Source organism: Pseudomonas sp. W2I6 (assembly GCF_030815935.1).
In the GTDB taxonomy this organism is placed as follows: Bacteria; Pseudomonadota; Gammaproteobacteria; order Pseudomonadales; family Pseudomonadaceae; genus Aquipseudomonas.
On sequence record NZ_JAUSXJ010000001.1, the window covers coordinates 467924 to 493831 of the forward strand.

General features: G+C 61.2%; 26 protein-coding genes. 11 read left to right on the plus strand and 15 right to left on the minus strand.

The genetic code is table 11. The features are described 5' to 3' along the window. The first annotated feature begins 75 nt into the window (after window positions 1-75). Window positions 76-369 (plus strand): DUF1145 domain-containing protein, encoded by a 294-nt coding sequence (locus QF039_RS02190; RefSeq protein WP_087694264.1) that lies wholly within the window; start codon window positions 76-78, stop codon window positions 367-369. Beyond that, a complete protein-coding gene (locus QF039_RS02195; RefSeq protein WP_003213707.1) occupies window positions 362-1120 on the plus strand; it encodes a hypothetical protein in 759 nt (252 codons plus the stop codon). The genes QF039_RS02190 and QF039_RS02195 overlap by 8 nt, the downstream gene beginning before the upstream one ends. A gap of 102 nt (window positions 1121-1222) precedes the next feature. Here the strand turns inward: QF039_RS02195 and QF039_RS02200 are convergent, their stop codons facing one another. Beyond that, window positions 1223-1687 carry a CopD family protein gene (locus QF039_RS02200; RefSeq protein ID WP_307516729.1) on the minus strand — a complete coding sequence of 155 codons (465 nt, stop codon included), beginning with the start codon at window positions 1685-1687 and terminating at the stop codon, window positions 1223-1225. A gap of 99 nt (window positions 1688-1786) precedes the next feature. Between QF039_RS02200 and dinG the strand changes: the two genes are divergently transcribed. From dinG to QF039_RS02230, 6 genes are all read left to right on the plus strand, one after another. Then, window positions 1787-3931, plus strand: a complete 2145-nt coding sequence (dinG, locus tag QF039_RS02205; RefSeq protein WP_008432096.1) for an ATP-dependent DNA helicase DinG — start codon at window positions 1787-1789, stop codon at window positions 3929-3931. Window positions 3932-4026: 95 nt separating this feature from the next. Then, the gene (locus tag QF039_RS02210) at window positions 4027-6354 is read left to right on the plus strand and encodes a beta-galactosidase (protein ID WP_008432094.1); all 2328 of its coding nucleotides are present in this window, start codon (window positions 4027-4029) and stop codon (window positions 6352-6354) included. A 92-nt stretch (window positions 6355-6446) separates the two neighbouring features. Further along, window positions 6447-7592, plus strand: a complete 1146-nt coding sequence (locus QF039_RS02215) for an EstA family serine hydrolase (protein ID WP_003211696.1) — start codon at window positions 6447-6449, stop codon at window positions 7590-7592. Window positions 7593-7734: 142 nt separating this feature from the next. After that, complete coding sequence (locus QF039_RS02220; RefSeq protein ID WP_307516730.1) at window positions 7735-8898, plus strand: OmpA family protein; 1164 nt, start codon at window positions 7735-7737, stop codon at window positions 8896-8898. Window positions 8899-8925: 27 nt separating this feature from the next. Beyond that, window positions 8926-9573 (plus strand): pyridoxamine 5'-phosphate oxidase, encoded by a 648-nt coding sequence (gene pdxH / locus QF039_RS02225; RefSeq protein ID WP_003211693.1) that lies wholly within the window; start codon window positions 8926-8928, stop codon window positions 9571-9573. A 281-nt stretch (window positions 9574-9854) separates the two neighbouring features. Then, window positions 9855-10319, plus strand: coding sequence for a glycine zipper 2TM domain-containing protein (locus QF039_RS02230; RefSeq protein WP_177041969.1), 465 nt, complete (start codon window positions 9855-9857; stop codon window positions 10317-10319). A gap of 81 nt (window positions 10320-10400) precedes the next feature. Here the strand turns inward: QF039_RS02230 and nhaA are convergent, their stop codons facing one another. Beyond that, window positions 10401-11588, minus strand: a complete 1188-nt coding sequence (gene nhaA / locus QF039_RS02235; protein ID WP_003211688.1) for a Na+/H+ antiporter NhaA — start codon at window positions 11586-11588, stop codon at window positions 10401-10403. A 213-nt stretch (window positions 11589-11801) separates the two neighbouring features. On the opposite strand from nhaA, the gene QF039_RS02240 reads away from it, so the two are divergent. Continuing rightward, window positions 11802-12899: a PLP-dependent cysteine synthase family protein gene (locus QF039_RS02240; RefSeq protein ID WP_173406096.1), complete on the plus strand. Its 1098-nt coding sequence runs from the start codon at window positions 11802-11804 to the stop codon at window positions 12897-12899. 145 nt (window positions 12900-13044) lie between these two features. Here QF039_RS02240 and QF039_RS02245 read toward each other — a convergent pair whose 3' ends face one another. The 3 genes from QF039_RS02245 to QF039_RS02255 form a co-directional block, all read right to left on the minus strand. Then, window positions 13045-14658 (minus strand): NAD(P)/FAD-dependent oxidoreductase, encoded by a 1614-nt coding sequence (locus QF039_RS02245; protein WP_177021288.1) that lies wholly within the window; start codon window positions 14656-14658, stop codon window positions 13045-13047. Between the two features lie 107 nt (window positions 14659-14765). Continuing rightward, window positions 14766-15437: a COG3650 family protein gene (locus tag QF039_RS02250; protein WP_003211681.1), complete on the minus strand. Its 672-nt coding sequence runs from the start codon at window positions 15435-15437 to the stop codon at window positions 14766-14768. Window positions 15438-15511: 74 nt separating this feature from the next. Beyond that, the gene (locus QF039_RS02255; RefSeq protein WP_003211677.1) at window positions 15512-16111 is read right to left on the minus strand and encodes a short chain dehydrogenase; all 600 of its coding nucleotides are present in this window, start codon (window positions 16109-16111) and stop codon (window positions 15512-15514) included. Between the two features lie 104 nt (window positions 16112-16215). Here QF039_RS02255 and QF039_RS02260 point away from each other — a divergent pair, with 104 nt between their 5' ends. Beyond that, window positions 16216-17124, plus strand: a complete 909-nt coding sequence (locus QF039_RS02260) for a LysR family transcriptional regulator (protein ID WP_003211675.1) — start codon at window positions 16216-16218, stop codon at window positions 17122-17124. On the opposite strand, the gene QF039_RS02265 is transcribed toward QF039_RS02260, so the two are convergent. The 10 genes from QF039_RS02265 to QF039_RS02310 all read right to left on the minus strand — a co-directional run bounded on the left by QF039_RS02265 (window position 17121) and on the right by QF039_RS02310 (window position 24839). Then, on the minus strand, window positions 17121-17606 hold the full coding sequence (locus tag QF039_RS02265) for a DoxX family protein (protein WP_008432068.1): 486 nt from the start codon (window positions 17604-17606) through the stop codon (window positions 17121-17123). The two genes, QF039_RS02260 and QF039_RS02265, sit on opposite strands and share 4 nt — an antisense overlap. Continuing rightward, a complete protein-coding gene (locus tag QF039_RS02270) occupies window positions 17603-18379 on the minus strand; it encodes a DUF2063 domain-containing protein (RefSeq protein ID WP_102368254.1) in 777 nt (258 codons plus the stop codon). Before QF039_RS02270 ends, QF039_RS02265 begins: the two co-directional genes overlap by 4 nt. Further along, a complete protein-coding gene (locus tag QF039_RS02275; protein WP_307516731.1) occupies window positions 18376-19251 on the minus strand; it encodes a DUF692 domain-containing protein in 876 nt (291 codons plus the stop codon). Before QF039_RS02275 ends, QF039_RS02270 begins: the two co-directional genes overlap by 4 nt. Window positions 19252-19277: 26 nt before the next feature. After that, entirely contained in the window at window positions 19278-19583 is a 306-nt protein-coding gene (locus QF039_RS02280; protein WP_307516732.1) for a DUF2282 domain-containing protein, read from the minus strand. A gap of 260 nt (window positions 19584-19843) precedes the next feature. Then, entirely contained in the window at window positions 19844-20545 is a 702-nt protein-coding gene (locus QF039_RS02285) for an ABC transporter ATP-binding protein (RefSeq protein ID WP_003211664.1), read from the minus strand. A 1-nt stretch (window position 20546) separates the two neighbouring features. Continuing rightward, window positions 20547-21314: a high-affinity branched-chain amino acid ABC transporter ATP-binding protein LivG gene (gene livG / locus QF039_RS02290; protein WP_003211663.1), complete on the minus strand. Its 768-nt coding sequence runs from the start codon at window positions 21312-21314 to the stop codon at window positions 20547-20549. Continuing rightward, window positions 21311-22564 (minus strand): high-affinity branched-chain amino acid ABC transporter permease LivM, encoded by a 1254-nt coding sequence (locus tag QF039_RS02295; RefSeq protein ID WP_003211661.1) that lies wholly within the window; start codon window positions 22562-22564, stop codon window positions 21311-21313. Before QF039_RS02295 ends, livG begins: the two co-directional genes overlap by 4 nt. Continuing rightward, window positions 22561-23484, minus strand: coding sequence for a high-affinity branched-chain amino acid ABC transporter permease LivH (gene livH, locus QF039_RS02300; RefSeq protein WP_003211659.1), 924 nt, complete (start codon window positions 23482-23484; stop codon window positions 22561-22563). Before livH ends, QF039_RS02295 begins: the two co-directional genes overlap by 4 nt. Next, window positions 23484-23666, minus strand: coding sequence for a hypothetical protein (locus QF039_RS02305; RefSeq protein WP_003211657.1), 183 nt, complete (start codon window positions 23664-23666; stop codon window positions 23484-23486). Before QF039_RS02305 ends, livH begins: the two co-directional genes overlap by 1 nt. A gap of 45 nt (window positions 23667-23711) precedes the next feature. Then, window positions 23712-24839, minus strand: a complete 1128-nt coding sequence (locus QF039_RS02310) for a branched-chain amino acid ABC transporter substrate-binding protein (RefSeq protein WP_087693197.1) — start codon at window positions 24837-24839, stop codon at window positions 23712-23714. Between the two features lie 340 nt (window positions 24840-25179). Here QF039_RS02310 and QF039_RS02315 point away from each other — a divergent pair, with 340 nt between their 5' ends. After that, window positions 25180-25482, plus strand: a complete 303-nt coding sequence (locus QF039_RS02315) for a DUF2288 domain-containing protein (protein ID WP_003211652.1) — start codon at window positions 25180-25182, stop codon at window positions 25480-25482. The last annotated feature ends 426 nt before the right edge of the window (window positions 25483-25908 follow it).

Consider the following 25908-nt stretch of genomic DNA (forward strand, 5'->3'; position numbering starts at 1 on the left):
ATCCTTCACTGGCACAACGCCTGTAGAAGTCGTTACTGTGCGCCCAAAGAATAATGTGCAAGGGGAGCGTGCGGGATGAAGGTGTTTTGGGGGCTGGGTAAATTCTTGACGTTGCTGTTCTGGGTCGTGGTGGTGGTCAACCTGATCACACCGCTGATCAACCCGTTCCACCTGTTGGTCAACCTGGCCGGCAGCCTGTTGTTGCTGACCCATGTTCTGGAACTGCTGTTGTTCAACGGCAGTGTGAAAACCCGTGCCCATCCCTGGCGTGACCGCTTGCAGATCCTGCTGGTGGGTATGTTCCATGTGCAGAGCTTTTCGACGCCGACACCGGCTAATGATGTAAACAAGGAGGCCAATCATGCGTAAGGTTTTTCTGTTGGCCCTGCTGGTCAGCCCCATTGCCCTGGCCCAGAGCGTCAGCGTCGAGACCAACTCGTTGATGCGCCTGCCCAACAGCAGTGGCGTGTTGCAACTGGAGCGACTGGACGTGGCGGATTACGGCACCTTGCTGATTCCCGCCAATATCACCCAGGTGACCGTGGATGAACTGCACCTGGGCCGCGACGCGCGAATCGCCATCGTGCCCGGTAGCACCACGTTGCAACTGCAGGTGCGTCAGGCGCAGCTGGAGCAGGGCAGCCAAATCACCTCACGCGGCGCTCCCGGTACCCATGAGCGCCCGGCCAAGGCGGGGCGTGACCTGGTGTTGCGGATTAACTCGCTGACGGCCGATGAGCTGTCGGTGGATGCCCGCGGTGGCGCGGGTGCCCAGGGTTATGCCGGGCTGGATGGTGCCAACGGCGAAGACCCGGGCTGCACCTGGGGTTCGGCCGGGCGCGGTGCCAATGGCGACAACGGCGGCGACGGGCTGCCGGGCGCGGCGGGCGCGCAGGTCCGTGTGGAATTGCCGCAGGACTTCCCGGGCGAGAAAATCAAGGTATGGGTGGACGGCGGAGCCGGCGGTTTGGCGGGCACGGCGGGCAAGCCGGGTAAAGGCGGGCAGTCCAAGGGGTGCCTGGTGTACCGCGCGGATGGCGGCGAAAAGGGCCGGGCCGGGTTGGAAGGGCAGCCGGGGCCAGCGGGGCCTGCGGGTGCTGTGACCATTCAGAGGCTCTGAGGCGACTGGCCTGACGCTTTCGCGAGCAAGCCCGCTCCCACATTTGAAACGCATTCCAAATGTGGGAGCGGGCTTGCTCGCGAAAGCGGTCTACTAGGCGCTTCAGAACATCGGCCGTGCCGAAGCAATCGCCACCAGCACCAACCCCACTATCAAGTTGATCCCCACCAATTTACGAATCTGCCCCAAGGCCGCAGCCCCGGCCGGCCAATCCTCAGCCGCCACCGCCACGCGCAGCTCCGGCAACTTCAGCACCTGAATCCGGATAAACAGCGCCGTCATCACCACATATAGCCCCATCATGACCTGTACATAACGCGGCGCGGTCTCAAACCCGCTGAAGCGCAGTTGCAGCAGGCCGACACCGCTGATCGGCAACACCAGCACCGCCACCCAGACCCACACGAAAAAACGTTGAAACACATTTACCCAGAGTTTCAGCCGGGCCGGCCCGTCCAGCGCGGCCATGGCGGCGGGGCGCAGGATCATCCAGGCGAAAAACATACCGCCGACCCAGATCAGGGCGGCCAGTACATGCAGGGTGTAAGCGAAGCTAAAGACGGTCATTGGGGTACTCCGTTCTGCGCGGGATTAATTAGCGGGGTATGATAGCGGCCGATCCGAACCACTGAAAATTTATCCAGCGTTTTTTGCGCCCGACTATCCATGATCAGCACTGAACTCAAAACCACGATCCAGGGCGCCTACTCGCGTTTTCTCGAAGCCAAGAGCTTGAAACCGCGGTACGGCCAGCGCCTGATGATCGCCGAAGTCGCCAAGGTCCTCGGGGATATCGACACCGACGACGAAGGTCGGCGCAGTGGCGACCCCGCCGTGGTGGCCGTCGAGGCCGGCACCGGTACCGGTAAAACCGTGGCCTACAGCCTGGCGGCGATCCCCACCGCCAAGGCCGCCGGCAAGCGCCTGGTGATTGCCACCGCCACCGTCGCCCTGCAAGAGCAGATTGTCTACAAAGACCTGCCCGACCTGATGCGCAACAGCGGCCTGAATTTCACCTTCGCCCTGGCCAAGGGCCGTGGGCGCTATATGTGCCTGTCCAAGCTCGACGTGCTGTTGCAGGAAGGCCACGCGCAAACCGCCACTGCCTCGCTGTTCGAAGAAGAAGGCTTCAAGATCGAAGTCGATGAGGTCAGTCAGAAGCTGTTTACCAGCATGATCGAGAAACTGGCGGGCAATAAATGGGACGGCGACCGCGACAGCTGGCCCAATGCCCTGGAAGACGCCGACTGGGCGCGCCTGACCACCGATCACAGCCAGTGCACCAACCGTCATTGCCCCAACTTCGGCCAGTGCGCCTTCTACAAGGCCCGGGAGGGCATGGGCAAGGTAGACGTTATTGTCACCAACCATGACATGGTCCTCGCCGACCTGGCCCTGGGGGGCGGCGCCGTGTTGCCCGACCCGCGCGACACACTCTACGTGTTCGACGAAGGCCATCACCTGCCCGACAAGGCCATCGGCCACTTTGCTCACTATACGCGGCTGCGCTCCACCGCCGACTGGCTGGAAACCACGGCCAAGAACCTCACCAAGTTGCTCGCCCAGCACCCGCTGCCGGGCGACCTGGGCAAGTTGATCGAGCAGGTGCCGGAGCTGGCGCGGGAGATCAAGACCCAGCAGCAATTCATGTTCAGCGCCTGCGAGCAGGTGGCAGACTTCAAGCCCGGCGAAGACGTGGAAGGTCGCGAACGGCCGCGCCATCGTTTCGTTGGCGGGCTGATCCCCGAGCACATGCGCGAAATGGGCGTCGAGCTGAAAAAGGGCTTTTCGCGCCTGACCGACTTGTTCACCCGTCTCACCGATTTGCTCAAGGAAGGCATGGATGGCGAGGTCAATATCGGCATCGCCAGCAATCAGGCTGAAGAATGGTACCCGCTGTTTGGCAGCCTGCTGTCCCGTTCCCAGGGCAACTGGGAGTTGTGGACCGCCTTTACCGTCGAAGACCCGGAAGACAACCCGCCCATGGCCCGTTGGCTGACCCTGTCGGAAAGCGGTGCGCTGTTCGATATCGAGGTCAACGCCAGCCCGATCCTGGCGGCGGAAATGCTCCGACGCAATCTGTGGAACGTGGCCTACGGTGCCTTGGTCACCTCGGCTACGCTGACGGCCCTGGGCACCTTCGACCGCTTCCGCATGCGCGCCGGGCTGCCGAAGAAGGCCGTCACCGCCGTGGTGCCCAGCCCGTTCCATCACGCCGACGCCGGTGTGCTGCGGGTACCGGACCTCAAGGCCGACCCACGGGATGCGCCGGCCCATACGGCGGCGATCATTCGTGACCTGCCATCATTGGTGGAGGGCTCACGGGGCACGCTGGTGTTGTTCTCGTCCCGCAAACAGATGCAGGACGTGTTCGACGGCCTCGACCGTGACTGGCGCAAGCAGGTGTTTATCCAGGGCAACCTGTCGAAACAGGAAACCCTGAACAAGCACAAGGCGCGGGTGGATGGCGGCGATTCCAGCGTGCTGTTCGGCCTCGCGAGTTTCGCCGAGGGCGTGGATTTGCCCGGTGCCTACTGCGAACACGTGGTGATCGCCAAGATCCCGTTCTCGGTGCCGGATGATCCGGTGGAAGCCGCGTTGGCCGAATGGATCGAAGCCCGGGGCGGCAATCCGTTCATGGAGATCTCGGTGCCGGACGCTTCCTTGAAACTGGTCCAGGCCTGCGGCCGCCTGCTGCGTACCGAAGAAGATCGCGGCACCATCACCTTGCTTGACCGGCGTCTGGTTACCCAGCGCTATGGGAAAGCTATCCTGAATGCTTTACCGCCGTTTCGGCGGGAAATTTCTTAAGGCCCAGTGGGCGAATTCGCCCACTTTGTGGTCTATCTCACCATCGCTTCACGTCATCAGGCCAGTCACCGGCCGTTTGGGAGAACCTTGTTCACATGATTCGCACGCTGCCCGCTGTTTTTGCCCTGTTGTTTGCCGCGCCATTGCTGGCTGCGCCTGCCGGGCAACAAACCTTGTTCAACTTTGTACGGCCCGCCGATGTGGTCAAGGTGGCGACCCAGGACGCCAGCCTGCCGCAATACAACGCCGAACAAACCGCTGAAGGCGAAGTGCTGCGCCGTATCACCTTCAACCCGGCGGCCGAACCGAGCCTGGTGCTCAGCCCGCAGACCGGCGCCTGGGACTGGTCGCAATCCGGTGCCATGAGCCTGCGGATTCAAAGTGCGATGGACTGGGCGCTGACCCTGTACGTCAAGGTGCAGAGCAATGACGGCCGGACACTGTTCAGCCGTATCGACCTGCCAGCCGGTCCCGCGCAAACGCTGTTGATTCCGCTGCAAGCCAACTCGCCCCTGAGCCAGGGGATGAAGGCCGGCCCGCCGATGCCGATCACCGTCGATGGCCAGCGCGTGCTGCTGGCCAGCAGCGAAGGGGAGATCGACCGCAGCCAGATCGTGTCGGTGACCCTGTCGATGATCAAGCCGAACGTCGCCCAAAGCATCTTGCTCGAACGCTTTGGCGTGCAGGACATCGCGCCGGTACTCAAGGCTACCTACAGCGATCTGGTGGACGCCTATGGGCAGTCCACCCGCGCCCGGTGGCCGGAGAAAGTCAGCAGCGACGAGCAGTTGAGGGCCGCAGCGGTCAAGGAACAGCAACAGCTCAAGGGCTGGCTGGCCGAGCGCGACAAGGCCTCCCTGGACAAATTCGGCGGCTGGAACAAGGGCCCGGCCTTTGACGCCAGCGGCTTCTTCCGCACCGAGAAGCGCGACGGGCGCTGGTACCTGGTGACACCGGAAGGCCATCCGTTCTACTCCCTGGGCGTCAACACCGTCGCCCCGGACAACAGCCAGACCTACGTGGCGGGCCGCGAATGGATGTTTGCCGCGTTGCCCAAGGCCGGCGAGCCTTTCGACAAATACTACGGCAGCGGTGACAGCCGCAGCGGCAATGGTGCCGATCAGGGGCGCAGCTTTAATGTCGGCCGCTGGTACGACTTCTATGGCGCCAACCTGCAGCGTACCTATGGCCAGCCGTGCGTGCCGCCGGCACCTTGTGCTCCGGAAGGTTTCGACCAGAAACGCTGGGTCAGCCACACCCTCGACCGCCTGCGGGCCTGGGGTTTCAATACTGTCGGCAACTGGAGTGCGCCGCAGCTGGCGACCGCCGACCGCGTGCCTTACACCTTGCCACTGTCGATCGTCGGTGATTACGCGAGCATCAGCACCGGCACCGATTGGTGGGGCGGCATGCCCGACCCGTTCGACCCGCGCTTCGCCATGGCCACCGAGCGTGCGGTGGCAATTGCCGCCCGTGACCATCGCGACGACCCGTGGCTGATCGGCTTCTTTGCCGACAACGAACTGGCCTGGGCCGGTCCCGGTGATGATGCGAAATCCCGCTACGCCCTGGCCTACGGCACCCTGCGCATGACCACCGACGTGCCGGCCAAGCGCGCGTTTCTCAAGCAATTGCGCGACAAGTACCGCAACCAGGAGGGGCTTTCCAGGGCCTGGGGCATCGAGCTGCCCGCCTGGGAACTGATGGAAGACCCGGGCTTTGTGCCGCCAATGCCAAGCCCGGAGCACCCGGAAATCGAAGCGGACTTCAAGTACTTCCAGAAGACCTTTGCCGACGCCTACTTCAAGACCATCTCCGATGCATTGAAATGGCATGCGCCCAACCAGCTGTTGCTGGGTGGCCGATACGCGGTCAGCACGCCGGAAGCGGTGGCGTCCTGCGCGCAATATTGCGATGTGCTGAGCTTCAACATGTACACCCTCAAGCCTCAGGACGGCTACGACTTCGCGGCCCTGCGGACGTTGGACAAGCCGGTGCTGATCACCGAATTCAACTTCGGCTCGGCGGACCGTGGCCCGTTCTGGGGCGGCGTGACGCAGTTGGCTCGGGAAGAGGATCGTGGGGTTGCCTACGCCAACTTCCTGAAGCAGGCCATGGCCGAACCGTCGATTGTCGGCGTGCATTGGTTCCAGTACCTGGACCAGCCGGTTACCGGCCGTTTGCTTGACGGCGAAAACGGCCATTTCGGTCTGGTCGGCATCACCGATGTGCCGTTCCAGGGGTTTGTCGACAGTGTGCGCAAAAGTAACCTGGCTGCCGTCGATCAGCTGGGCAAGGAGGCCGAAAAGGCCAAGGCTGCCGCAGCGGTCCACGCCGGTGAGGGCGGCAAGCCCGGGCGTGAAGGCAATGCAGCAGCGCCGGGTGCAGAGCATTCCGGCGGGCATTCCGGCAAAGGTCATTGATGGGGGCTGATCGACGAGAGCGGGTTCACAAATCGCTCAATGGCTGGAACAATGTCGGCCACTTTCTGTAGTACTTTTCCAAGGGGGCTTAGGTGCAGATTCAGGGTCATTACGAGCTTCAATTCGAAGCGGTGCGTGAAGCCTTCGCCGCGCTGTTCGACGACCCTCAGGAACGTGGTGCCGCGCTGTGCATCCAGATTGGCGGCGAAACCGTCGTCGACTTGTGGGCCGGTACCGCCGACAAGGACGGTGCCGAGGCCTGGCACAGCGACACCATTGCCAATCTGTTCTCCTGCACCAAGACCTTTACGGCCGTCACGGCGCTGCAACTGGTGGCCGAAGGCAAGTTGCAGCTGGATGCGCCGGTCGCCAAGTACTGGCCGGAGTTTGCTGCCGCGGGCAAGGAAGCCATCACCCTGCGTCATCTGCTCTGTCACCAGGCCGGGTTGCCGGCCCTGCGTGAAACGCTGCCCGCCGAAGCCCTGTACGACTGGCAGATGATGGTCGACGCCCTCGCCGCCGAAGCGCCATGGTGGAAGCTCGGGGAAGGGCACGGTTATGCGGCGATTACCTATGGTTGGCTGGTGGGCGAGTTGCTGCGCCGCGCCGACGGTCGTGGGCCGGGCGAGTCCATCGTGGCCCGGGTTGCACGGCCACTGGGCCTGGATTTTCATGTGGGGTTGGCAGATGAAGAGTTTTATCGAGTTGCCCATATAGCCCGAGGCAAGGGCAATGTTGGCGATGAGGCGGCACAACGTTTACTTCAAGTAACGATGCGCGAGCCGACGGCGATGACTACCCGTGCATTTACCAATCCACCGTCTATTCTGACCAGCACTAATAAACCCGAATGGCGGCGTATGCAGCAGCCAGCGGCAAATGGTCACGGTAATGCGCGAAGTCTGGCGGGTTTTTATAGTGGGCTGCTCGACGGTAGTTTGCTGGAAGCCGATATGCTCGAAGAGTTGACCCGCGAACACAGTATCGGCCCGGATAAAACCTTATTGACACAAACCCGGTTCGGGCTGGGTTGCATGTTGGATCAACCGCACGTGCCAAACGCCACGTTCGGCCTTGGCCCACGGGCCTTTGGGCATCCCGGGGCCGGTGGTTCGGTGGGGTTTGCCGATCCGGAACATGATGTAGCCTTTGGTTTCGTGACCAATACATTGGGCCCTTATGTACTTATGGACCCGCGGGCGCAAAAGTTGGTAAGAATATTGGCCGGTTGTCTGTAAATAGCTTGCTGTCTTGCGTTTTTTTGTTACAAAGGCACATACAAAAAGACGCTAGGCAAAATGTTGTAACTTTAATGTTCCAAAAGCGTCTGTTTAACGGGTCATTCAGGCCCCTGGTTTTTTCTCATTTTGTGGATATCTCATGTTATCGAACAAGTCCTTGGCACTGGCGCTATGCCTCACTATTACTGGCTGTGCACAAACCCCACAAAATGATGCCGAGGGCGGGCATTGGTGGTCATTTGGCTCCGATAAGGCTGCTACCAAGGACGCAGTGAGCCAGGCCGACACCAAACCGGATTCCAAGCCGGCGGTCGCAGCCAAGGCGCCAGCGCCGGTAGCACCGGCTGCTGCACCTGCACCTGCACCGGTTGCGAAGGCGGATACCGGCTCGAGCTGGTGGCCGTTCTCGTCGAAAGCCGACGACGCCAAGGCAGACCTGAAGGCCGACCTCAAGGCGGCAACGCCTGCCTCCGGCGCCCCGGCTGATTCACCGGCCGCTGCACCTGCCGTTGCCAAGACGGATACCGATACCAAATGGTGGTGGCCGTTCGAAAGCAAGCCAAAGCCATTGGCCAAGGTCGACGTCGCCAACATCCCGATGCCTGATCCAAAAATCACCCAGGCCTGGCTGGACGACTACGAGCCACGCCTGCGTCTCGCGATCAAGGACAGCAACCTGCAACTGGAACGCCGTGACAACGTATTGGTGGTGATTGCCCCGGTTGATGGCTCCTACAACCCGAAACGCCCGGCGATGTTGCTGCCCGTGACCCTGGGTCCGTTCACCCGTGTTGCCAAGGCCGTTGAAGGCGATCCGAAGACCGCCGTACTGGTCCTGGGCCATGTAGATACCTCGGGTGCCGAGCCGGTGAGCCAGGCCCTGACCAAGGAACGTGCACAGTCCATCGCTTCGATCTTCAGCCTCAGCGGCCTGAAGCAGGACCGCCTGATGCTGCGTGGCATGGGTGACCTGATGCCGCGTGCCGCCAACGACAGCAACCAGGGCCGCGCCCTGAACCGTCGCATGGAAATCATGTTCACCCAGCGCACCACCATGCTGGCCCTGTTGAGCAAGTACAACTCGGCCAACCCGCCGAAGGCTGAAATGGTCGCTGTGCAGGACGTTCCTGCTCCAGCCGCTGCTCCGGTCAAAAAAGCTGCCGCTCCGGCGAAAAAAACCGTCGCCAAGAAAGCTGCCGCCAAGCCGGCTGCCAAAAAGGCCCCGGCCAAGCCTGCCGCTAAAAAGCCAGCACCTGCCAAGGCCGCCGCTCCAGCTGCTACCAACGACCAGGCGAAGAACTGATTATTTGAGCAAGAAGGATAAAGCCGCATGACCCAGGCACTGGCCGATATGCGCCGTGACTACACACGGGACGGTTTGAGCGAGGCCCAGGCCCCGGATGAACCGTTTGCCTTGTTCCACCAGTGGTTCGCCGACGCGGTGAAAACCGAACAGCCACCGGTGGAGGCCAATGCCATGACCCTGGCTACGGTGGACCAGGACGGTCGCCCGCACTGCCGGATCCTGCTGCTCAAGGGCCTGGATACACAGGGCTTTACCTTCTTCACCAATTATCAGAGCGCCAAGGGCGAACAGCTCGCGGCGCGACCGTTTGCCGCCATGACATTCTTCTGGCCGACCCTGGAGCGCCAGGTGCGCATCGAAGGTCGGGTGGTCAAGGTCTCGCCCGAGGAGTCGGATGCTTACTTCCAGGTCCGTCCCCTGGGTAGCCGCCTGGGTGCCTGGGCTTCACCGCAAAGCCGGGTAATCAGGGACCGCGAAGAGTTGCAGGCGCTGCTCAAGGCCACCGAACAACGCTTCAGCGATACCCAGCCTGATTGCCCCGAACACTGGGGTGGTTACCGCCTGCTGCCGGAGCGCATCGAGTTCTGGCAAGGCCGCGCGAGTCGTTTGCACGACCGCTTGAACTTCCGCTTGCAGGGGGCCGACTGGACCCGTGAGCGCCTGGCGCCCTGAGCCCACCTTTCGTCACCTCGCCTGAATGTAGCGCTGCACGCCGAAGTCTCTAGTCAGAGGTCTTGGATGGGTAGCGCTGCGCTGCGTTATGCGGCCGTTAGCTACAATGATGACAGCGTCCATCAAGATCCTGAGGGAGGTGGGAACGCTACCGTTCGTCGAGTTTTTCGGTACAGGTTCTCTGTACTAAGGCTGAATGAAAACAATTTTCTGCCCGGCATGCCGTGACAGGCGGCAAGCCACAGCGGTTTAATGGATACCTGTCCTTTGGAGTTGATGCTATGCGTAAGTCCGTTTTACTAGTTGCCTGCTTTACCACCCTGTCGCTGCTGCTGGGTGGCTGCGCCTCGAGTCTGACCGGCGACTCGTACTCCCGTGACGAAGCTCGTCGTGTACAGACTGTTCGCATGGGCACCATCGAATCCCTGCGTCCGGTGAAAATCGAAGGCACCAAGACCCCAATCGGCGGCGCTGCGGGCGCAGTCATCGGCGGCGTTGGCGGCAGCGCCATCGGCGGCGGCCGTGGCAGCATCGTGACCGCCGTTATCGGCGCAGTCGCCGGCGGCCTGCTGGGCTCGGCCACCGAGGAAGGCCTGACCCGCACCCAGGGTGTTGAAATCACCGTCCGCGAAGATGATGGCAGCATGCGCGCCTACGTCCAGGCGGTTGAAGAGAACGAAATCTTCCGCATCGGCGACCGCGTTCGCATCATGACGGTGGACGGAACCAGCCGCGTTACTCGCTAAGGGTAAGGTTGCAGGAAAAGAAAAACCCCAACCGGGTGGCCGGTTGGGGTTTTTTGTTGGGGGAGCGATTGTTCTTAACGGTCAGGCTTGTACGAGCGCCTGCTTGCGACTGGCCATCGCCGTCACTGCATACCCGATCAGCGCCGCCAGTATCGACCCGGTCAGGATGCCCATCCGGTCCATACCCGCGTATTCACTGCTGCCCGGCACAAACGCCAGGGAGCCGACAAACAGGCTCATGGTGAAGCCGATGCCGCACAGGACCGCCACGCCGAGCACCTGGCCCCAGTTGGCGCCGGCGGGCAGTGCGGCAAGGCCGGTTTTTACCATGACCCAGGTGAAACCCAGTACGCCAACGGTCTTGCCCAGCAGCAGGCCGGCGGCGATGCCCATTGGCACGTGGTGGGTGAAGCTTTCCAGGTTGACGCCCACCAGCGAGACGCCGGCATTGGCAAAGGCAAACAGCGGCAGGATCGCGTAGGCCACCCAGGGATGCAGGGCGTGTTCCAGGGTCAGTAGCGGCGATGGTTCGGCGTTTTTGGTGCGCAGCGGGATGCAGAACGCCAATGTCACGCCCGCCAGGGTGGCGTGTACGCCGCTCTTGAGCACGCAGACCCACAGGATCAGCCCGACAATCATGTAGGGCCCCAGCTTGACGACACCCAGCCGGTTCATGGCTATCAAGGCGATCAGGCATGCCGCTGCGCCGGCCAATGACGCCCCGGACAGGTCGGTGGAGTAGAAGATGGCGATCACGATGATTGCGCCAAGGTCGTCGATGATGGCCAGGGTCATCAGGAACAACTTCAGCGAAACCGGCACGCGCTTGCCCAGCAGGGCCAATACGCCCAGGGCGAAGGCAATGTCGGTGGCCATGGGGATTGCCCAGCCACCCAGGGCGGCCGGGTTGTCCTTGTTCAGCGCCCAATAGATCAGCGCCGGCACGACCATGCCGCCGATGGCTGCCGCTCCCGGCAGTACCACTTGCGAAGGCTTGGACAGTTGGCCGTCGAGCAACTCGCGTTTGACCTCAAGGCCGATCAGCAGGAAGAACAGGGCCATCAGGCCGTCGTTGATCCACAGCAGCGCCGGCTTGGCGATTTTCAGGGCGCCGATTTGTGCAACCACCGGCACGTCGAGAAAACTTGCGTAGAGGTGCGACAGCGGTGAGTTGTTGATGATCAGCGCCAAAGCGGCAGCAGCGATCAGGAGCAGACCGCTGGCGGCTTCCAGCTGGAAAAAACGGGTGAAAGTGCTACGCAGAGGCAAGGGATGCTCTCCAATCAAAGTTCAATAGGTGGGTACCCTAACCCGTACCGTTAGTTGTTAAAACAAAAGTTATATTCTTATTTGTTATAAGGAATCGGTCTGATCACTTGCGCGCCAGACCCCGAAAATTGTGTGTCCAATTGAGTCATGACTGTATCTGTGTGGAGTGTAGGAAACATCCTAAGATCAGGTCTGAAATCCTTAGAGAAACCGATCATGAGCGACAACCGCCAATGGGCCCGCGAAGCCATTCGCATTATTGAAGCGGACTTCCAGCGCAGCGCCGACACCCACCTGATCCCCTTGCCAATGCAGGGTTTGCCAGGTATCGAGTTGTATTTCAAGGATGAGTCCAGCCATCCCACCGGCAGCCTGAAACATCGGTTGGCGCGTTCGTTGTTCCTCTATGCGTTGTGCAACGGCTGGCTCAAGCCCGGTGCACCGGTGATCGAAGCCTCCAGCGGTTCCACGGCGATTTCCGAGGCGTACTTCGCCAGGCTGCTGGGCTTGCCGTTTATTGCGGTGATGCCGGCCACCACTTCCCAGGAAAAGATTGCGCAGATCGCGTTCTACGGGGGCAAGAGCCATCTGGTGCAGGATCCGACGCAGATCTACGCTGAATCCGAGCGCCTGGCGCAGGAAAGCGGTGGTCATTTCATGGACCAGTTCACCTATGCCGAACGTGCCACTGACTGGCGCGCGAACAACAACATCGCTGAATCGATCTTCCAGCAACTGCGCTTTGAGCGTTATCCGGAGCCGAGTTGGCTGATTTCCAGCCCCGGCACGGGTGGCACCACGGCGACGTTGGGGCGTTATGTGCGTTATCGCCAGCACTGCACCCGAGTGTTGTGCGCGGACGCGGAGCGTTCGGTGTTTTTCGACTACTACCTGAGCGGCGACGCCAGCCTGCGCCTGGACTGTGGCTCGCGCATCGAAGGTATTGGCCGGCCACGGGTTGAGGCGTCTTTCCTGCCGAAAGTGATTGATGCGATGGTCAAGGTGCCGGATGCACTGTCCCTGGCGGCCATGCATTACCTGGCGCAGCGCTTGGGGAGGCGAGTAGGCGGCTCAAGTGGCACCAACCTGATCGGTGCGTTGATCGCGGCGCAGCAGATGAAGGCGGCAGGGGAGTCGGGCTCGATCGTGGCGATCTTGTGCGACGGCGGTGAGCGCTATGCCACGACCTATTACGATCAGGCCTGGCTGGCAGGGCAGGGGTATGAGTTGGAGGGTTTGATTGCGGCCGTTGCGGCGAGTGTCGAGCGGGGGCAACCGTTGCCGGAAAGCATCCTGCGCGCCAATATCTAAAATCTTCCATACCACACAAGACAATGTGGGAGCCGGGCTTGCCCGCGATGGCGATACATCAGGCAACATCACTGTTGAATGACACACCGCCATCGCGGGCAAGCCCGGCTCCCACATTTGATCCGCGTCGTTTGCGGCAGAGGTGTTAAGCCTCCAGGCCCAACATATCCCGCGCCAGCGCCTCGGCAATCCGAATCCCGTCGACACCCGCCGACAAAATCCCACCGGCATAACCGGCACCTTCGCCCGCCGGGAACAGGCCTTTCACGTTCAGGCTCTGCATCGACTCATTACGGGTAATCCGCAGCGGCGATGAAGTGCGGGTCTCGATCCCGGTCAGGACCGCGTCGTGCAGCGAGTAGCCCTTGATCTGCTTCTCGAACGCCGGCAACGCTTCGCGGATGGCTTCGATGGCAAACTGCGGCAACGCCAGCGCCAGGTCACCCAGGGCTACGCCGGGCTTGTAGGATGGCTCCACGGTACCGATGGCGGTGGACGGCTTGCCGGCGATGAAATCACCCACCAGCTGCGCCGGTGCTTCGTAGTTGCTGCCGCCGAGGATGAACGCGTGGGATTCCAGGCGTTCCTGCAACTCGATCCCGGCCAGCGGGCCGCCCGGGTAATCCACTTCCGGGGTGATGCCCACCACGATCCCGGAGTTGGCGTTGCGTTCGTTACGCGAGTACTGGCTCATGCCGTTGGTTACTACGCGGTTCGGCTCTGATGTCGCCGCGACCACGGTACCGCCCGGGCACATGCAGAAGCTGTACACCGAACGGCCGTTCTTGGCGTGGTGCACCAGTTTGTAATCGGCGGCCCCGAGTTTCGGGTGGCCGGCGTACTTGCCCAGGCGTGCAGCGTCGATCAGCGACTGCGGGTGTTCGATACGGAAACCCACCGAGAACGGCTTGGCTTCCATGTACACGCCACGACCATGCAGCATGCGGAAGGTATCGCGGGCGCTGTGGCCGAGGGCCAGGATTACGTGCTTGGACAGGATCTGCTCGCCGCCATCCACCACCACGCCATTCAACTGGCCGTCTTCGATCAGCACGTCGGTGACCCGCTGCTCGAAGCGCACTTCACCGCCCAGGGCGATGATCTGCTGGCGCATGTTTTCCACGACGCCGGTCAGGCGAAACGTACCGATGTGCGGCTTGCTGACGTAGAGGATTTCGTCTGGCGCACCGGCCTTGACGAACTCGTGCAGCACCTTGCGACCGTGGAATTTCGGATCCTTGATCTGGCTGTAGAGCTTGCCGTCGGAGAAGGTCCCGGCGCCGCCTTCACCGAACTGCACGTTGGATTCCGGGTTCAGCACATTCTTGCGCCACAGGCCCCAGGTATCCTTGGTGCGTTGGCGCACTTCGCGGCCGCGCTCGAGGATGATCGGCTTGAAACCCATCTGTGCCAGCAACAGCCCGGCGAAGATCCCGCACGGGCCAAAACCGACGACGATCGGCCGCTCGGTCAGGCCTTCCGGCGCATGGCCCACGACCTTGTAGCTGATGTCCGGCGCCGGGTTGACGTTGCGGTCGTCGGCGAACTTGAGCAGCAGGGCCGCCTCGCCTTTGACTTCCAGGTCGATGGTGTAGATGAAGCACAGCTCCGACGATTTCTTGCGGGCGTCGTAGCTGCGTTTGAACAGGGTGAAATCGAGCAGGTCATCACTGGCGATGCCCAGGCGTTGCACAATGGCAGGCCGCAGGTCTTCTTCGGGATGGTCGATGGGCAGCTTGAGTTCGGTGATTCGTAACATGACAGGAATCCGGTAGGCGGCGGGCAAAGAGGCCGGCTGTTTTGCAAACCGGCGATTATAAGCCCCAACAGCGGTTTCCCGTCATGCTAAAACAGCGCAGGGCGCAATCAGTCGTCTCGCGAACCGCCGAACGACGCGCAACCGCGTTGCACCTGGCCGTTGACCCGAAGCTCGGCGGACATGTGCTGCAGGCTGCCGCTGGCGCTGTCGACACAGCGTTGCGGGGCTACCCACAGTTCGATGTGCTGGTTATTCGCTTCGGTCATCAGGTTGAACCGTCCGTCGCCCGATTGCTCTTCCACATACGGCACGGCCAATGGTGGCTGGCCTTCACGCTCCAGCACCATGCCCTTGGCGGTGACGTTCATCGCCCAGGCCGGTTTGTGGCCGTTGGCCCGCAGGATCATGCGCTTGAAGTCCGGGTCATCACAGGCCGAGGTCGAGCGCTCGACGCGGTACACCTGTTGCAGGTCCACCGTGCCCTGGGTGCCGCTGGCGACGCCGGAGAACTTGCCACGCAGGTCGGCAAACAGTGCGCCTTGCTGGCCGGCCAGGGAGGCGGCCTCCTGCAGGATGCTGGTGCCACCGGTGTCGTTGACCACGTAGTTGCGTTTGTCGTTGCAGGGCTGGAACAGCAGTTTGTCACCCTGGGCCGTCAACTCGCCCTGCATGCGGGTCATTCCGGCGAGAGAGGGCTTGGCCGGCTCGTTATCGAACATCTGGCAGGCGGCGAACAGGGGCAGCAGGGCAAACAAGGCTAGGGTACGGGCGGCACGCATTATCGGGTCTCCTGATAAGTGCCGCCACGTTACGCAGGCTGGCGGTGCATCACAAGCCCGGGACACAGGTTGAATCAACCAACGATAAACGTCTGCCCGGTCTGCAAGCCTTCCACGCTTTTCGCGTAGGCCAACGCCACTTCTGCACCCGGAGCCGGTTTGTACCCACGGAAGTACGGCGCGTAGCTGCCCATGGCTTCCAGCAGGACGGTAGGGCTGACCGAGTTGATGCGCAGGCCGCGGGGCAGTTCGATCGCAGCGGCTTTCACGAATGCATCCAGCGCGCCGTTGACCAGGGCAGCCGAAGCACCGGTACGAATCGGATCGCGGTTGAGAATGCCGCTGGTGAAGGTGAACGACGCGCCGTCATTGGCGAACTCGCGGCCAATCAGCAGCAGGTTGACCTGGCCCATCAGCTTGTCTTGCAGGCCCAGGTCAAAATCGGTTTCGCTCATGTCGCCCAGGGGCACGAAGTTGACGCTGCCGGCGGCGCAGATCAGTGCGTCGAATTTGCCGGTCTGTTCGAACAGTTTGCGGATCGAGGCGCTGTCGCTGATATCGACCTGGAAGTCGCCACTTTTGCGACCGATGCTGATCACTTCATGCCGTTGGGACAGTTCTGCCTTCACCGCCGAACCCACGGTACCGCTTGCGCCAATCAACAGGATTTTCATCGTGCCTTCCTCCAGATGTGTAGGTGAGGTTTCAGTCTAGAGTGATTTTTTGCGCGGATAAGTGCACTAATAGGCAACCTTTGGTTTTCAATTGGAAACAATCCATGAGCGAAATGGATGACCTCGCCGCGTTTGCCGTGTTGATCGAAGCCGGCAGCTTTACCTTGGCGGCCCAGCAACTGGGCTGCAGCAAAGGGCAACTGTCCAAGCGCATCAGCCAGTTGGAAGCGCAGTTTTCGGTGGTGTTGTTGCATCGCACCACCCGCCGCCTGAGCCTGACGGCGGCGGGTGCGGCGCTGTTGCCGCAAGCCCAGGCGTTGGTGGTCCAGGTGGAGCGGGCACGTCAGGCATTGGCCAGGCTCAAGGATGATCTCGTCGGCCCGGTGCGTATGACGGTTCCGGTGTCCCTGGGCGAAACCTTCTTCGACGGTCTGTTGTTGGAGTTTTCCCGGGAGTACCCGCAGGTGCAGATCGAGTTGGAACTCAACAACCAGTACCGGGACCTGGCGCGGGATGGCTTCGACCTGGCGGTACGTTCGGAGGTCGCCAACGACGAGCGTCTGGTCGCCAAGCCGTTGCTCGCCTGGCACGAGATGACCTGCGCCAGCCCGGCTTACCTGGAACAGCACGGCGAGCCGCTGACGCCGGCGGAACTGGTGGGCCACAACTGCTTGCTGAACAGCCACTACAGTGGTCGTGAAGAGTGGTTGTATCACCAGCAGCATGAGCTGCTGCGGGTTCGGGTATCCGGGACCTTTGCCTCCAACCATTACAACTTGTTGAAGAAGGCTGCACTGGTGGGGGCGGGCATCGCGCGCTTGCCGTCCTACGTGCTGCACGCGGAATTGGCTGACGGTCGCCTGCGCTGGCTCCTGCGGGATTATCAGACCCGCAGCATGCCGATGTACTTGGTCCATCCGTATCAGGGCGGCCTGCCGCGCCGCACCCAGGTACTCGCAGATTATCTGGTGGGCTGGTTCAAGCGCAGCGGCGAAGCCCTCGATCGCCTTTAGCGGTAGCGCCGGGCGATCAGGTGATCAATCGAGAAGCTGCCCGGCCCCTTGGCCATCAACAGCAGCAGCAATGCGATCCAGGTGCCGTGGGTCGGGTAGGCGTCCGGGTAGACGAAAAGCTGGATGGTCAGGGTCATGCCCAGCAGCGCCAGCGCCGAGAATCGCGTGGCAAACCCCACGAGGATCAGCACCGGGAAAAAATGCTCGGCGAACGCAGCCATGTGCGCCGCCACTTCCGCAGACAGCAGCGGCACGTGGTATTCGCTGCGAAACAGCGGCAGGGTGGACGGCGCCAAGTGCGGCCAGCCCAGTTGGAACGTGCCGCCGATCAGGTCCACGGCGAAGCCTTCGACCTTGGTCTGTCCGGATTTCCAGAACACCGCCGCGATAGAGAAGCGTGCGACAAAGGCGATCAGGCTGTAGGGGATTTTCTCGAAGCACTGGATGATCCGTTGGATCAGCCCGGGAGCGGTGGTGTTCATGGCGATACCTTGGGTTCTGTGTGCAAGTGGGTGATGGCGCCGTGACCGATCAGCAGGGCCAGGCATTGGTGCAGGTCAAATTCGGCGGCCGCATCGAGGGCGTAGGCCACGGCCATTTCCAATGGCCAACCGTTGTTCAGGCTGTTGATAAACGTCGCTGAGCCGCTGTCGATGTGAAATACCTGCACGTGCAGGCCATTGCGTAGCACCAGCGCGCTTTGGGCATGGAAGGGGTCGAGTGTGGCGAGGGATTCGCCGGTCTGATGCGCCGCCCATAAAGCCACCACGGCGTAGGCCGAGTTCAGGGTGGCCAGGGATGGATGCAGTTGCAGGCGCAGTTCGCCCAGGTCCGACTGTTGTTGCAGGGTGGCGATGACCTCCTGTTGATCCAGTGGCTGTGCGTCTGCCGCGTGGTAGGCCCTCACCCGCAATCGCTCCAGGCGCGCCACATCAGCCAGGTAAGGCACGCTGGCGGCGGGCGCGAAGCCCTGGATAAAGTCCGCAAGGTCGCTGCCGTACTCATTGATCAGAGGGCTTGTCGGCGGGAAACCCTGGACATACACACCGGCCATCGCCCGAAAAAACTCATCGCCCACCAGTTGCAGGGTGACCGGGTAGCCGGCGGCCAGCGCGTTGATCAGCGAGCTATGGACATTGTTGCGATACACCGCAAAACGACCGGCCGGATCGGCGCCGTTGCGGCTGAACAAGCCTTGCGGGCAGTTTTCGTCGGGGGACAGCAGTGCGCGGCTAAAGACGTCCTGGCGGCTCATGCACGCACCTCCAGCAGAAACCGGTCGGCCTCGCGTGCTTCAGCGTGCAGCACGCTGAACGCCGGCACCTGGTTGTCGCGCTCGATCAGCGTGGCGACCGGCCCGGTGCGGCTGAGCACGTGCTGGTAGAGCTGCCATACCGCGTTGTCGATGGGGGCGCCGTGATCGTCAATCAGCAAACGGTCGCCGAGGCTGTCGGTGTCTTCGGCAAACCCTGCCAGGTGAATCTCGCCCACGGCGTGCAACGGCAAGGCCTCGATGTACTTCAGCGGGTCTTGCTGATGGTTGATGCATGACACATACACATTGTTCACGTCCAGCAGCAGCCCGCAGCCGGTGCGGCGAATCGCTTCGCTGATGAAGTCGGTCTCTTCCAGGGTGGAGCACTGGAATTGCAGATAGGTCGACGGGTTCTCCAGCAGCATGGTCCGCTGCAGGCGGGTTTGTACCTGGTCGATGTGTTCGCACACCCGCTTCAGGGTTTCATCGTCATACGCCAGCGGCAGCAAATCATTGAGAAACACCGGGCCGTGGCTGGACCAGGCCAGGTGTTCGGAAAAGGAGTGGGGTTGATAGCGTTCGATCAGCGTGGCCAAGCGCGCCAGGTGCTCGTCGTTCAGCGGACCTTCGCCGCCAATGGACAGGCCAACACCGTGCAGCGACAGCGGGTACTGTTCGCGGATCAAGCCCAGGTAGTGATGGAAAGGCCCGCCGGCCACCATGTAGTTTTCGGCGTGGACTTCAAAAAAACCGATATCGGGGGACGTCTCGAGCACTTCACTGAAGTGCTCGTTCTTGAGCCCCAGCCCGGCCCGACGGGGGAGGCCGGGCGCCTGAGCCTGGGAGATGGGGTGGGTGAATGAGAGCGTCATCGTCAGTACTCAGGCTGTGCAGGGTTTCAGGACTTGGCGGTGAAGGCAGCTTCCTGGCCGAAGCCGGTTGGCGAGGTGGTGCTTGGGGTTTTCAGGCAGGTACCGGCCGGGACCAGTTTCCAGGCGTTGGCCTGATCCTTGACCTTCGAGGTGCCCGCGCAGGAAGTGCCGGCGCCTGCAGAGCAATCGTTCTTGCCGGCTTCGGCTACACCGAAGCATTTCTGCATGTCATCGGCGGCGTGGGCGGTGGTGGTCAGGGCGGACAGGCTCAGGGCCGAACCCAGGGCCAGGACGAGGGTGGCGGCGGACAGCGAGCGGGTTTTGGTAGTCATGGTGTATCTCCAGCAGTGGGTTGAGTTGGCAAGCATGTTCGCCTGCTTACACCACTAGAGAAAGGGGGAAGGGATTCGTTACAAAGCCGGGGAAAATAATTTCAGGTTTCGCCAAAGTCTTTGGTTCACACCAAACAAATGTGGGAGCGGGCTTGCTCGCGAAGGCAGTGGGTCAGTCACCAAACAAGTTGGCTGATACACTGCCTTCGCGAGCAAGCCCGCTCCAACAAAAGCCCGCTCATACATTGACCAGATGGGCATCAACCGCCCAAATAAGCCTCACGTACTTTCGGATCGGTCAGCAGTTGTTCGCCGCTGCCCTGCATCACCACGCGGCCGTTTTCCAGCACATAGGCGCGGTCGGCAATCTTCAGCGCCTGGTTGGCGTTCTGCTCCACCAGGAACACCGTCACACCGTCCTTGCGCAGCTGTTCGATGATGTCGAAGATCTGCTGGATGATGATCGGCGCCAACCCCAGGGACGGTTCGTCCAGCAACAACAGCTTGGGCTTGCTCATCAGCGCGCGGCCGATGGCGAGCATTTGCTGTTCGCCGCCGGACATGGTGCCGCCGCGCTGGCTGAAGCGTTCCTTGAGCCGCGGGAACAGGTGCAGCACCTTGTCCATCTGCTCCTGGTAATCGCCCTTGTCGGTGAAGAACCCGCCCATGGCGAGGTTCTCTTCCACGGTCAGGCGGGCAAATACCCGGCGGCCTTCCGGAACCACGGCAATGCTCTTGCGCATGATCTCGGAGGAGGCCTGGCCCACCAGCTCCTCACCCATGTAGCGGATGCTGCCGCTGTGAGCCTGGGGCGAACCGCACAGGGTCATCAGCAGCGTGGATTTACCGGCACCGTTGGCGCCGATCAGGGTAACGATTTCGCCCTGGCGCACTTCCACGTTGACGCTGTGCAGCGCCTGGATCTTGCCGTAGAAAGTGGAAACGTTTTCGAATTGCAGCATTTTACGCTTCCCCCAAATAGGCTTTGATCACTTCCGGGTTGTCGCGGATCTGCTCCGGCGTACCGTCGGCCAATGGCGTGCCCTGGTTGATCACGACGATATGGTCGGAAATGCTCATGACCAGTTTCATGTCGTGTTCGATCAGCAGCACGGTGGCGTTGTTTTCTTCACGCAGCACACTGATCAGCGCCTTGAGGTCTTCTGTTTCCTTCGGGTTCAAGCCGGCGGCCGGTTCGTCGAGCATGAGGATCCGCGGGCGGGTCATCATGCAACGGGCGATTTCCAGGCGCCGTTGCTGACCGTAGGCCAGGGTGCCGGCAGGACGGTTGGCAAACTCGGTGAGGTTGACCTTGTCCAGCCAGTACGCTGCATATTCCATGGCCTCGCGCTCGCTCTTGCGGAACGACGGCGTCTTGAACAGGCCGGCAAAGAAGTTGGTGTTCAGGTGGCGATGCTGGGCGATCAACAGGTTCTCGACCGCCGTCATGTCCTTGAACAACCGCACGTTCTGGAAGGTGCGAACCACGCCCTTGCGGGCGATCTCGTGGCCGGCCAGGCCCTGGATCGGCTGGCCGTCCAGCAGGATGGTGCCGCCAGCCGGCTTGTAGAAGCCGGTCAGGCAGTTGAACACCGTGGTCTTGCCGGCGCCGTTGGGGCCGATCAGGGCCACGACTTGTTTCTCTTGCACGGTCAGGGCCACGCCGTTGACCGCCAGCAAACCGCCGAAGCGCATGCTCAAGTTTTCGACTTTCAGGATCTCGCGGCTCATTTGCGCAGCTCCATGTGGGGACGTTGCATGGGCAGCAGGCCTTGAGGTCGCCAGATCATCATCAGCACCATCATGGCGCCGAACATCAACATGCGGTATTCGCTGAATTCACGCATCATTTCCGGCAGCAGGATCATCACGATCGCCGCGAGGATCACGCCGAGCTGCGAGCCCATGCCGCCCAGTACCACGATGGCGAGGATGATTGCCGACTCGATGAAGGTGAACGACTCCGGCGTCACCAAACCTTGGCGCGCGGCGAAGAAGCTGCCGGCAAAACCGGCGAAGGTCGCCCCGAGGGTGAATGCCGAAAGCTTGATGACGGTCGGGTTCATGCCTAGTGCACGGCAGGCGATTTCATCTTCGCGCAGCGCTTCCCACGCACGGCCGATCGGCATGCGCAGCAGGCGGTTGATCACGAACAGCGCCGCCAGTGCCAGCAGCAGGGCCACCAGGTACAGGAACACCACTTTGCTCACCGGGTTGTAGTCGATCCCGAAGTACTCGTGGAACGTCTGCATGCCTTCGGCCGCGGTGCGGTCGAACGTCAGCCCGAAGAACGTTGGCTTGGGAATGCTGCTGATGCCATTGGGCCCGCCGGTGATATCGGTGAGGTTACGCAGGAACAGACGGATGATTTCACCGAAGCCCAGGGTCACGATCGCCAGGTAGTCACCGCGCAAGCGCAGTACCGGGAAGCCCAGCAGGAAGCCAAATGTGGCCGCCGCCATGCCGGCCAGTGGCAGGCAGATCCAGAAGCCCCAGCCCAGGTAATGCGAGAGCAGCGCGTAGGTGTAGGCACCCACCGCATAGAAGCCCACATAGCCCAGGTCGAGCAGGCCGGCCAGACCCACCACGATGTTCAGGCCCAGGCCCAGCAACACGTAGATCAGGATCAGCGTCGCGATATCCACCGCACCACGGGAACCGAAGAACGGCCAGATCAACGCGGCCACGATCAGGCCGATGATGATGTAGCGCTGGGTGCGCGGCAGGGTCAGGAACTGGCTGACCTTGGGCGATACCAACGGGCCACGGTTGGACTTGAGGAGTGCCCCGACCTGCTGGGTGAACAGCACACGCAGGAACATCAACACCGAGCACAGGGCAATGATGGTCAACGTCACGGGACCGGTGCCATGCACTTCAAGGTTGATCCCGACAATGCTCAACTTGAGCCCGAGTACCGGGAAGGCCACGGCCCAGACCAGCAAGGCGCTGAAAAACGCCGATTTAAGATATCTGCTCATACTTTCTCAACCTCCGGACGGCCCAGAATGCCGGTCGGCCGGAACAACAGCACCAGAACCAATAGACCGAATGCCACCACGTCCTTGTACTGGTCACCGAATACGTCGGCGCCAAAGGCTTCAGCCACACCCAGCACCAGCCCGCCGAGCATCGCGCCCGGAATGCTGCCGATGCCGCCCAATACCGCCGCGGTGAAGGCCTTGAGGCCCACCAGGAAACCGGCGTTGGGGTTGATCACGCCGTACTGCATGCTCAGCAACACGGCAGCGATAGCCGCCAGTGCGGCACCGATGACGAAGGTCAGGGCGATGATGTTGTTGGTGTTGATGCCCAACAGGTTGGCCATCTTGATGTCTTCGGCGCAGGCCCGGCAGGCGCGCCCCAGACGGGAGCGGGAGATGAACAGGGTCAGGCCGAGCATCGCCACCAGGGTGACGACGAAGACCAGGATCTGCATATAGGAAATCAGCACTTCCTGTGCGCCGCCTGGGCCGAAGGAGATGCTCCCCGGGATCAGGTTGGGAATGGATTTGTCCTTGGAGTCCTGGGACAGCAATACGGTGTTCTGCAGGAAAATCGACATGCCGATCGCAGAGATCAGCGGGATCAAGCGGTTGCTGCCACGCAAGGGGCGGTACGCAACGCGTTCGATACTGTAGCCATAGGCACTGGTTACGACGATGGACGCCAGGAACGCAGCGGTCATCAACAGCGGCAGGGAATGGATACCCAGCATGGCCAGCCCGGCAAGGGCGATGAAGGCCACGTAGGAACCAATCATGTACACCTCGCCATGGGCGAAGTTAATCATTCCAATGATGCCGTAAACCATTGTGTAGCCAATGGCTATCAAGGCATAGGTGCTGCCAACGGTCATGCCGTTAACCAGCGTTTGGAAAAAATGATAGATCTCAGGCATTACAGCGCTCCTAAAAACCCGATACGCATTTCACTGGTGGAGTCAATTTCCGGCTCGGTGCCCTGTTCTGTGATCAGGTTGCACAAAGCGTTTGCCAGCGAACCGCTGGTGACGGTTTTAAGATTTTCAGGTGAGCCAGCGCCCGGATCGCGGGTGACAGGCCCATAAACCTCGTAAAACAAAGCCCACTGCTTGCACAGTGGGCTTGTTGACCAGTAACGCCTGGCTTACTGAGGGGAAACTTCGGTTTTTGGTTTGCCGAAGTGCCATTCGTAGACCACGAACTTGAAGTCCTTCAGGTCGCCCTTGGCGTCGAAGCTCAGGTCGCCGGTCGGGGTCTTGAAGGTACCGGCGTGGATGGCCGCTGCCACCTTGGCGGTGTCTTCGCTCTTCGCGGCAGCGATACCGCCGGCGATCACTTCAACAGCCGAGTAGGCCGGGAACACGAACGGACCGGTTGGGTCCTGCTTGTTCTTGGTGAACTCTTCAACGATTGCCTTGTTGGCAGGATCGGTGTCGAAGGATTTCGGCAGGGTAACCAGCAGGCCTTCGGAAGCGTTCTGGGCGATTTGCGAGATGGAGTCGTTGCCGACGCCTTCAGGGCCCATGAACTTGGCGTTCACGCCTTTTTCCTTGGCTTGGCGCAGGATCAGGCCCAGCTCAGGGTGGTAGCCGCCGTAGTAGACGAAGTCGACGTTGGCTTGCTTGAGCTTCTGGATCAGCGAACCGAAGTCTTTGTCGCCAGCGTTGATGCCTTCGAAGAGGGCAACTTTCACGCCTTTCTTCTCGAGGGTTTGTTTAACGGCGGTGGCGATGCCTTCACCGTATTGCTGTTTGTCGTGGATAACGGCTACGACTTTCGGCTTCACGTGGTCGGCGATGTAGTTACCGGCGGCTGGGCCCTGGGCGCTGTCCAGGCCGATGGTGCGGAAGACCAGCTTGTAGCCACGGGACGTGATTTCCGGGCTGGTGGCAGCCGGGGTGATCATGATCACGCCTTCGTCTTCGTAGATGTCGGATGCTGGCTGAGTGGAGCTGGAGCAAAGGTGACCGACCACGAACTTGACGCCGTCGTTGACCACTTTGTTGGCTACGGCCACGGCTTGTTTTGGATCGCAAGCGTCGTCGTATTCCTTGGCTTCGAGCATTTTGCCATCTACGCCGCCCTTGGCGTTGATGTCGGCGATGGCCTGCTTGGCACCCATGAACTGCATGTCGCCGTACTGGGTCACAGGGCCGGTTTTAGGGCCGGCAATACCGATCTTGATGGTGTCAGCTGCGAACGAATGGCTGGCAACCCCGGCCAGGACCATAGCGGCAAACAGTTTGGAAATCTGCTTAGTAGCCTTATTCATAGTGCTCCACTCTTACTGTTGTATTTTTTATAGTTCTAGCGGCCTTGTGAGCTGCAGAACCGGATCAGATATCTCGGATATCCCCCGGCAGCGGCCTGGCAACTGTACCGGTACAGTGTAGAGCGCCGGTTGATCGCTTGAAAAGCTGGCTGCTGGGGGCAAAACCCGGGTATGTCGCTTAAATGAAAGAAAAAGACAGAATTGCGGCGGGGTGATGCCAGAGTTTCGGGCAATCCTTGGCTTTCCTGACACTTTCGTTCGGTGCCTCATTTGCAACTGGGTTTTTCTGCCTGGGGCTCGACGGTATGATTGCGCCGATTTTTTCTTCAGGTGAACTCCCATGACGCAAGAACCTAGCACCCTCTATGCCAAGCTGCTCGGTGAAACTGCCGAAATTTCCTGGAAGGAGCTTGAGCCGTTCTTTGCCAAGGGTGCCCTATTGTGGGTCGACGCCGGGCTGGATTTGATCGAGGCCGCCGAGGGCATGGCTGAGGACAACCGTGAGAAAGTCGCTGCCTGGCTGGCTGCGGGGAGTCTTGGCGAGGTGTCTGCGACGCGGGCATTGGACCTGGTTGAGCGGGATCCGAGTTTGTGGGCGGTGGTGGTTTCGCCGTGGATTCTGATCCAGGAAAGGGCAGTGTAGGAAATGCATGCGCGAAAAAGGTGCGTGATTTTTCCGAGTTTAAGTGTGTAGGCGGGTAACTGCATTTGCGGTGATGGCACCTTGCCGTAGAGAAAGGTCACAGGCGGGGGTTACGTGCGCGTCATGGGAACAGTTTTGGTAGCGGCGGAGTGCGGGGGGAATTGTTTCTGGGTATGTGTACATATCCGTTATTTAGGTAACGGCCACCTATGGTTCCGCTCTTACAGCGGGTCACTTTTGGCAAACGCCCCAAAAGTAACCAAAAGGTCTTTGCCCCACCACTCGGTGCCTCGCCTAGGCTCGGCATGCCCGCACTCCGGCACGGTTCCGCGGGCCGCCGCGACGGGCCATCCATGGCCCGGCGCGGCTAAATCGGCATCCCTGCCGATTTACCCGCTCCACCGTGCCTACTTGCGGCCATCGTGG

Excerpts from the sequence above, each read along its gene's own strand:
- pdxH (WP_003211693.1), top strand. The coding sequence starts at position 8,926 with ATGACCCAGGCACTGGCCGATATGCGCCGTGACTACACACGGGACGGT.
- livG (WP_003211663.1), bottom strand. The coding sequence starts at position 21,314 with ATGAGCCGCGAGATCCTGAAAGTCGAAAACTTGAGCATGCGCTTCGGC.
- QF039_RS02310 (WP_087693197.1), bottom strand. The coding sequence starts at position 24,839 with ATGAATAAGGCTACTAAGCAGATTTCCAAACTGTTTGCCGCTATGGTC.
- QF039_RS02230 (WP_177041969.1), top strand. The coding sequence starts at position 9,855 with ATGCGTAAGTCCGTTTTACTAGTTGCCTGCTTTACCACCCTGTCGCTG.
- QF039_RS02285 (WP_003211664.1), bottom strand. The coding sequence starts at position 20,545 with ATGCTGCAATTCGAAAACGTTTCCACTTTCTACGGCAAGATCCAGGCG.
- QF039_RS02295 (WP_003211661.1), bottom strand. The coding sequence starts at position 22,564 with ATGAGCAGATATCTTAAATCGGCGTTTTTCAGCGCCTTGCTGGTCTGG.
- QF039_RS02270 (WP_102368254.1), bottom strand. The coding sequence starts at position 18,379 with ATGAGCCGCCAGGACGTCTTTAGCCGCGCACTGCTGTCCCCCGACGAA.
- dinG (WP_008432096.1), top strand. The coding sequence starts at position 1,787 with ATGATCAGCACTGAACTCAAAACCACGATCCAGGGCGCCTACTCGCGT.
- QF039_RS02220 (WP_307516730.1), top strand. The coding sequence starts at position 7,735 with ATGTTATCGAACAAGTCCTTGGCACTGGCGCTATGCCTCACTATTACT.
- QF039_RS02315 (WP_003211652.1), top strand. The coding sequence starts at position 25,180 with ATGACGCAAGAACCTAGCACCCTCTATGCCAAGCTGCTCGGTGAAACT.
- QF039_RS02275 (WP_307516731.1), bottom strand. The coding sequence starts at position 19,251 with ATGACGCTCTCATTCACCCACCCCATCTCCCAGGCTCAGGCGCCCGGC.
- QF039_RS02265 (WP_008432068.1), bottom strand. The coding sequence starts at position 17,606 with ATGAACACCACCGCTCCCGGGCTGATCCAACGGATCATCCAGTGCTTC.
- QF039_RS02195 (WP_003213707.1), top strand. The coding sequence starts at position 362 with ATGCGTAAGGTTTTTCTGTTGGCCCTGCTGGTCAGCCCCATTGCCCTG.
- QF039_RS02260 (WP_003211675.1), top strand. The coding sequence starts at position 16,216 with ATGAGCGAAATGGATGACCTCGCCGCGTTTGCCGTGTTGATCGAAGCC.
- QF039_RS02255 (WP_003211677.1), bottom strand. The coding sequence starts at position 16,111 with ATGAAAATCCTGTTGATTGGCGCAAGCGGTACCGTGGGTTCGGCGGTG.
- QF039_RS02190 (WP_087694264.1), top strand. The coding sequence starts at position 76 with ATGAAGGTGTTTTGGGGGCTGGGTAAATTCTTGACGTTGCTGTTCTGG.
- QF039_RS02280 (WP_307516732.1), bottom strand. The coding sequence starts at position 19,583 with ATGACTACCAAAACCCGCTCGCTGTCCGCCGCCACCCTCGTCCTGGCC.
- QF039_RS02245 (WP_177021288.1), bottom strand. The coding sequence starts at position 14,658 with ATGTTACGAATCACCGAACTCAAGCTGCCCATCGACCATCCCGAAGAA.
- QF039_RS02210 (WP_008432094.1), top strand. The coding sequence starts at position 4,027 with ATGATTCGCACGCTGCCCGCTGTTTTTGCCCTGTTGTTTGCCGCGCCA.
- QF039_RS02200 (WP_307516729.1), bottom strand. The coding sequence starts at position 1,687 with ATGACCGTCTTTAGCTTCGCTTACACCCTGCATGTACTGGCCGCCCTG.
- QF039_RS02250 (WP_003211681.1), bottom strand. The coding sequence starts at position 15,437 with ATGCGTGCCGCCCGTACCCTAGCCTTGTTTGCCCTGCTGCCCCTGTTC.
- livH (WP_003211659.1), bottom strand. The coding sequence starts at position 23,484 with ATGCCTGAGATCTATCATTTTTTCCAAACGCTGGTTAACGGCATGACC.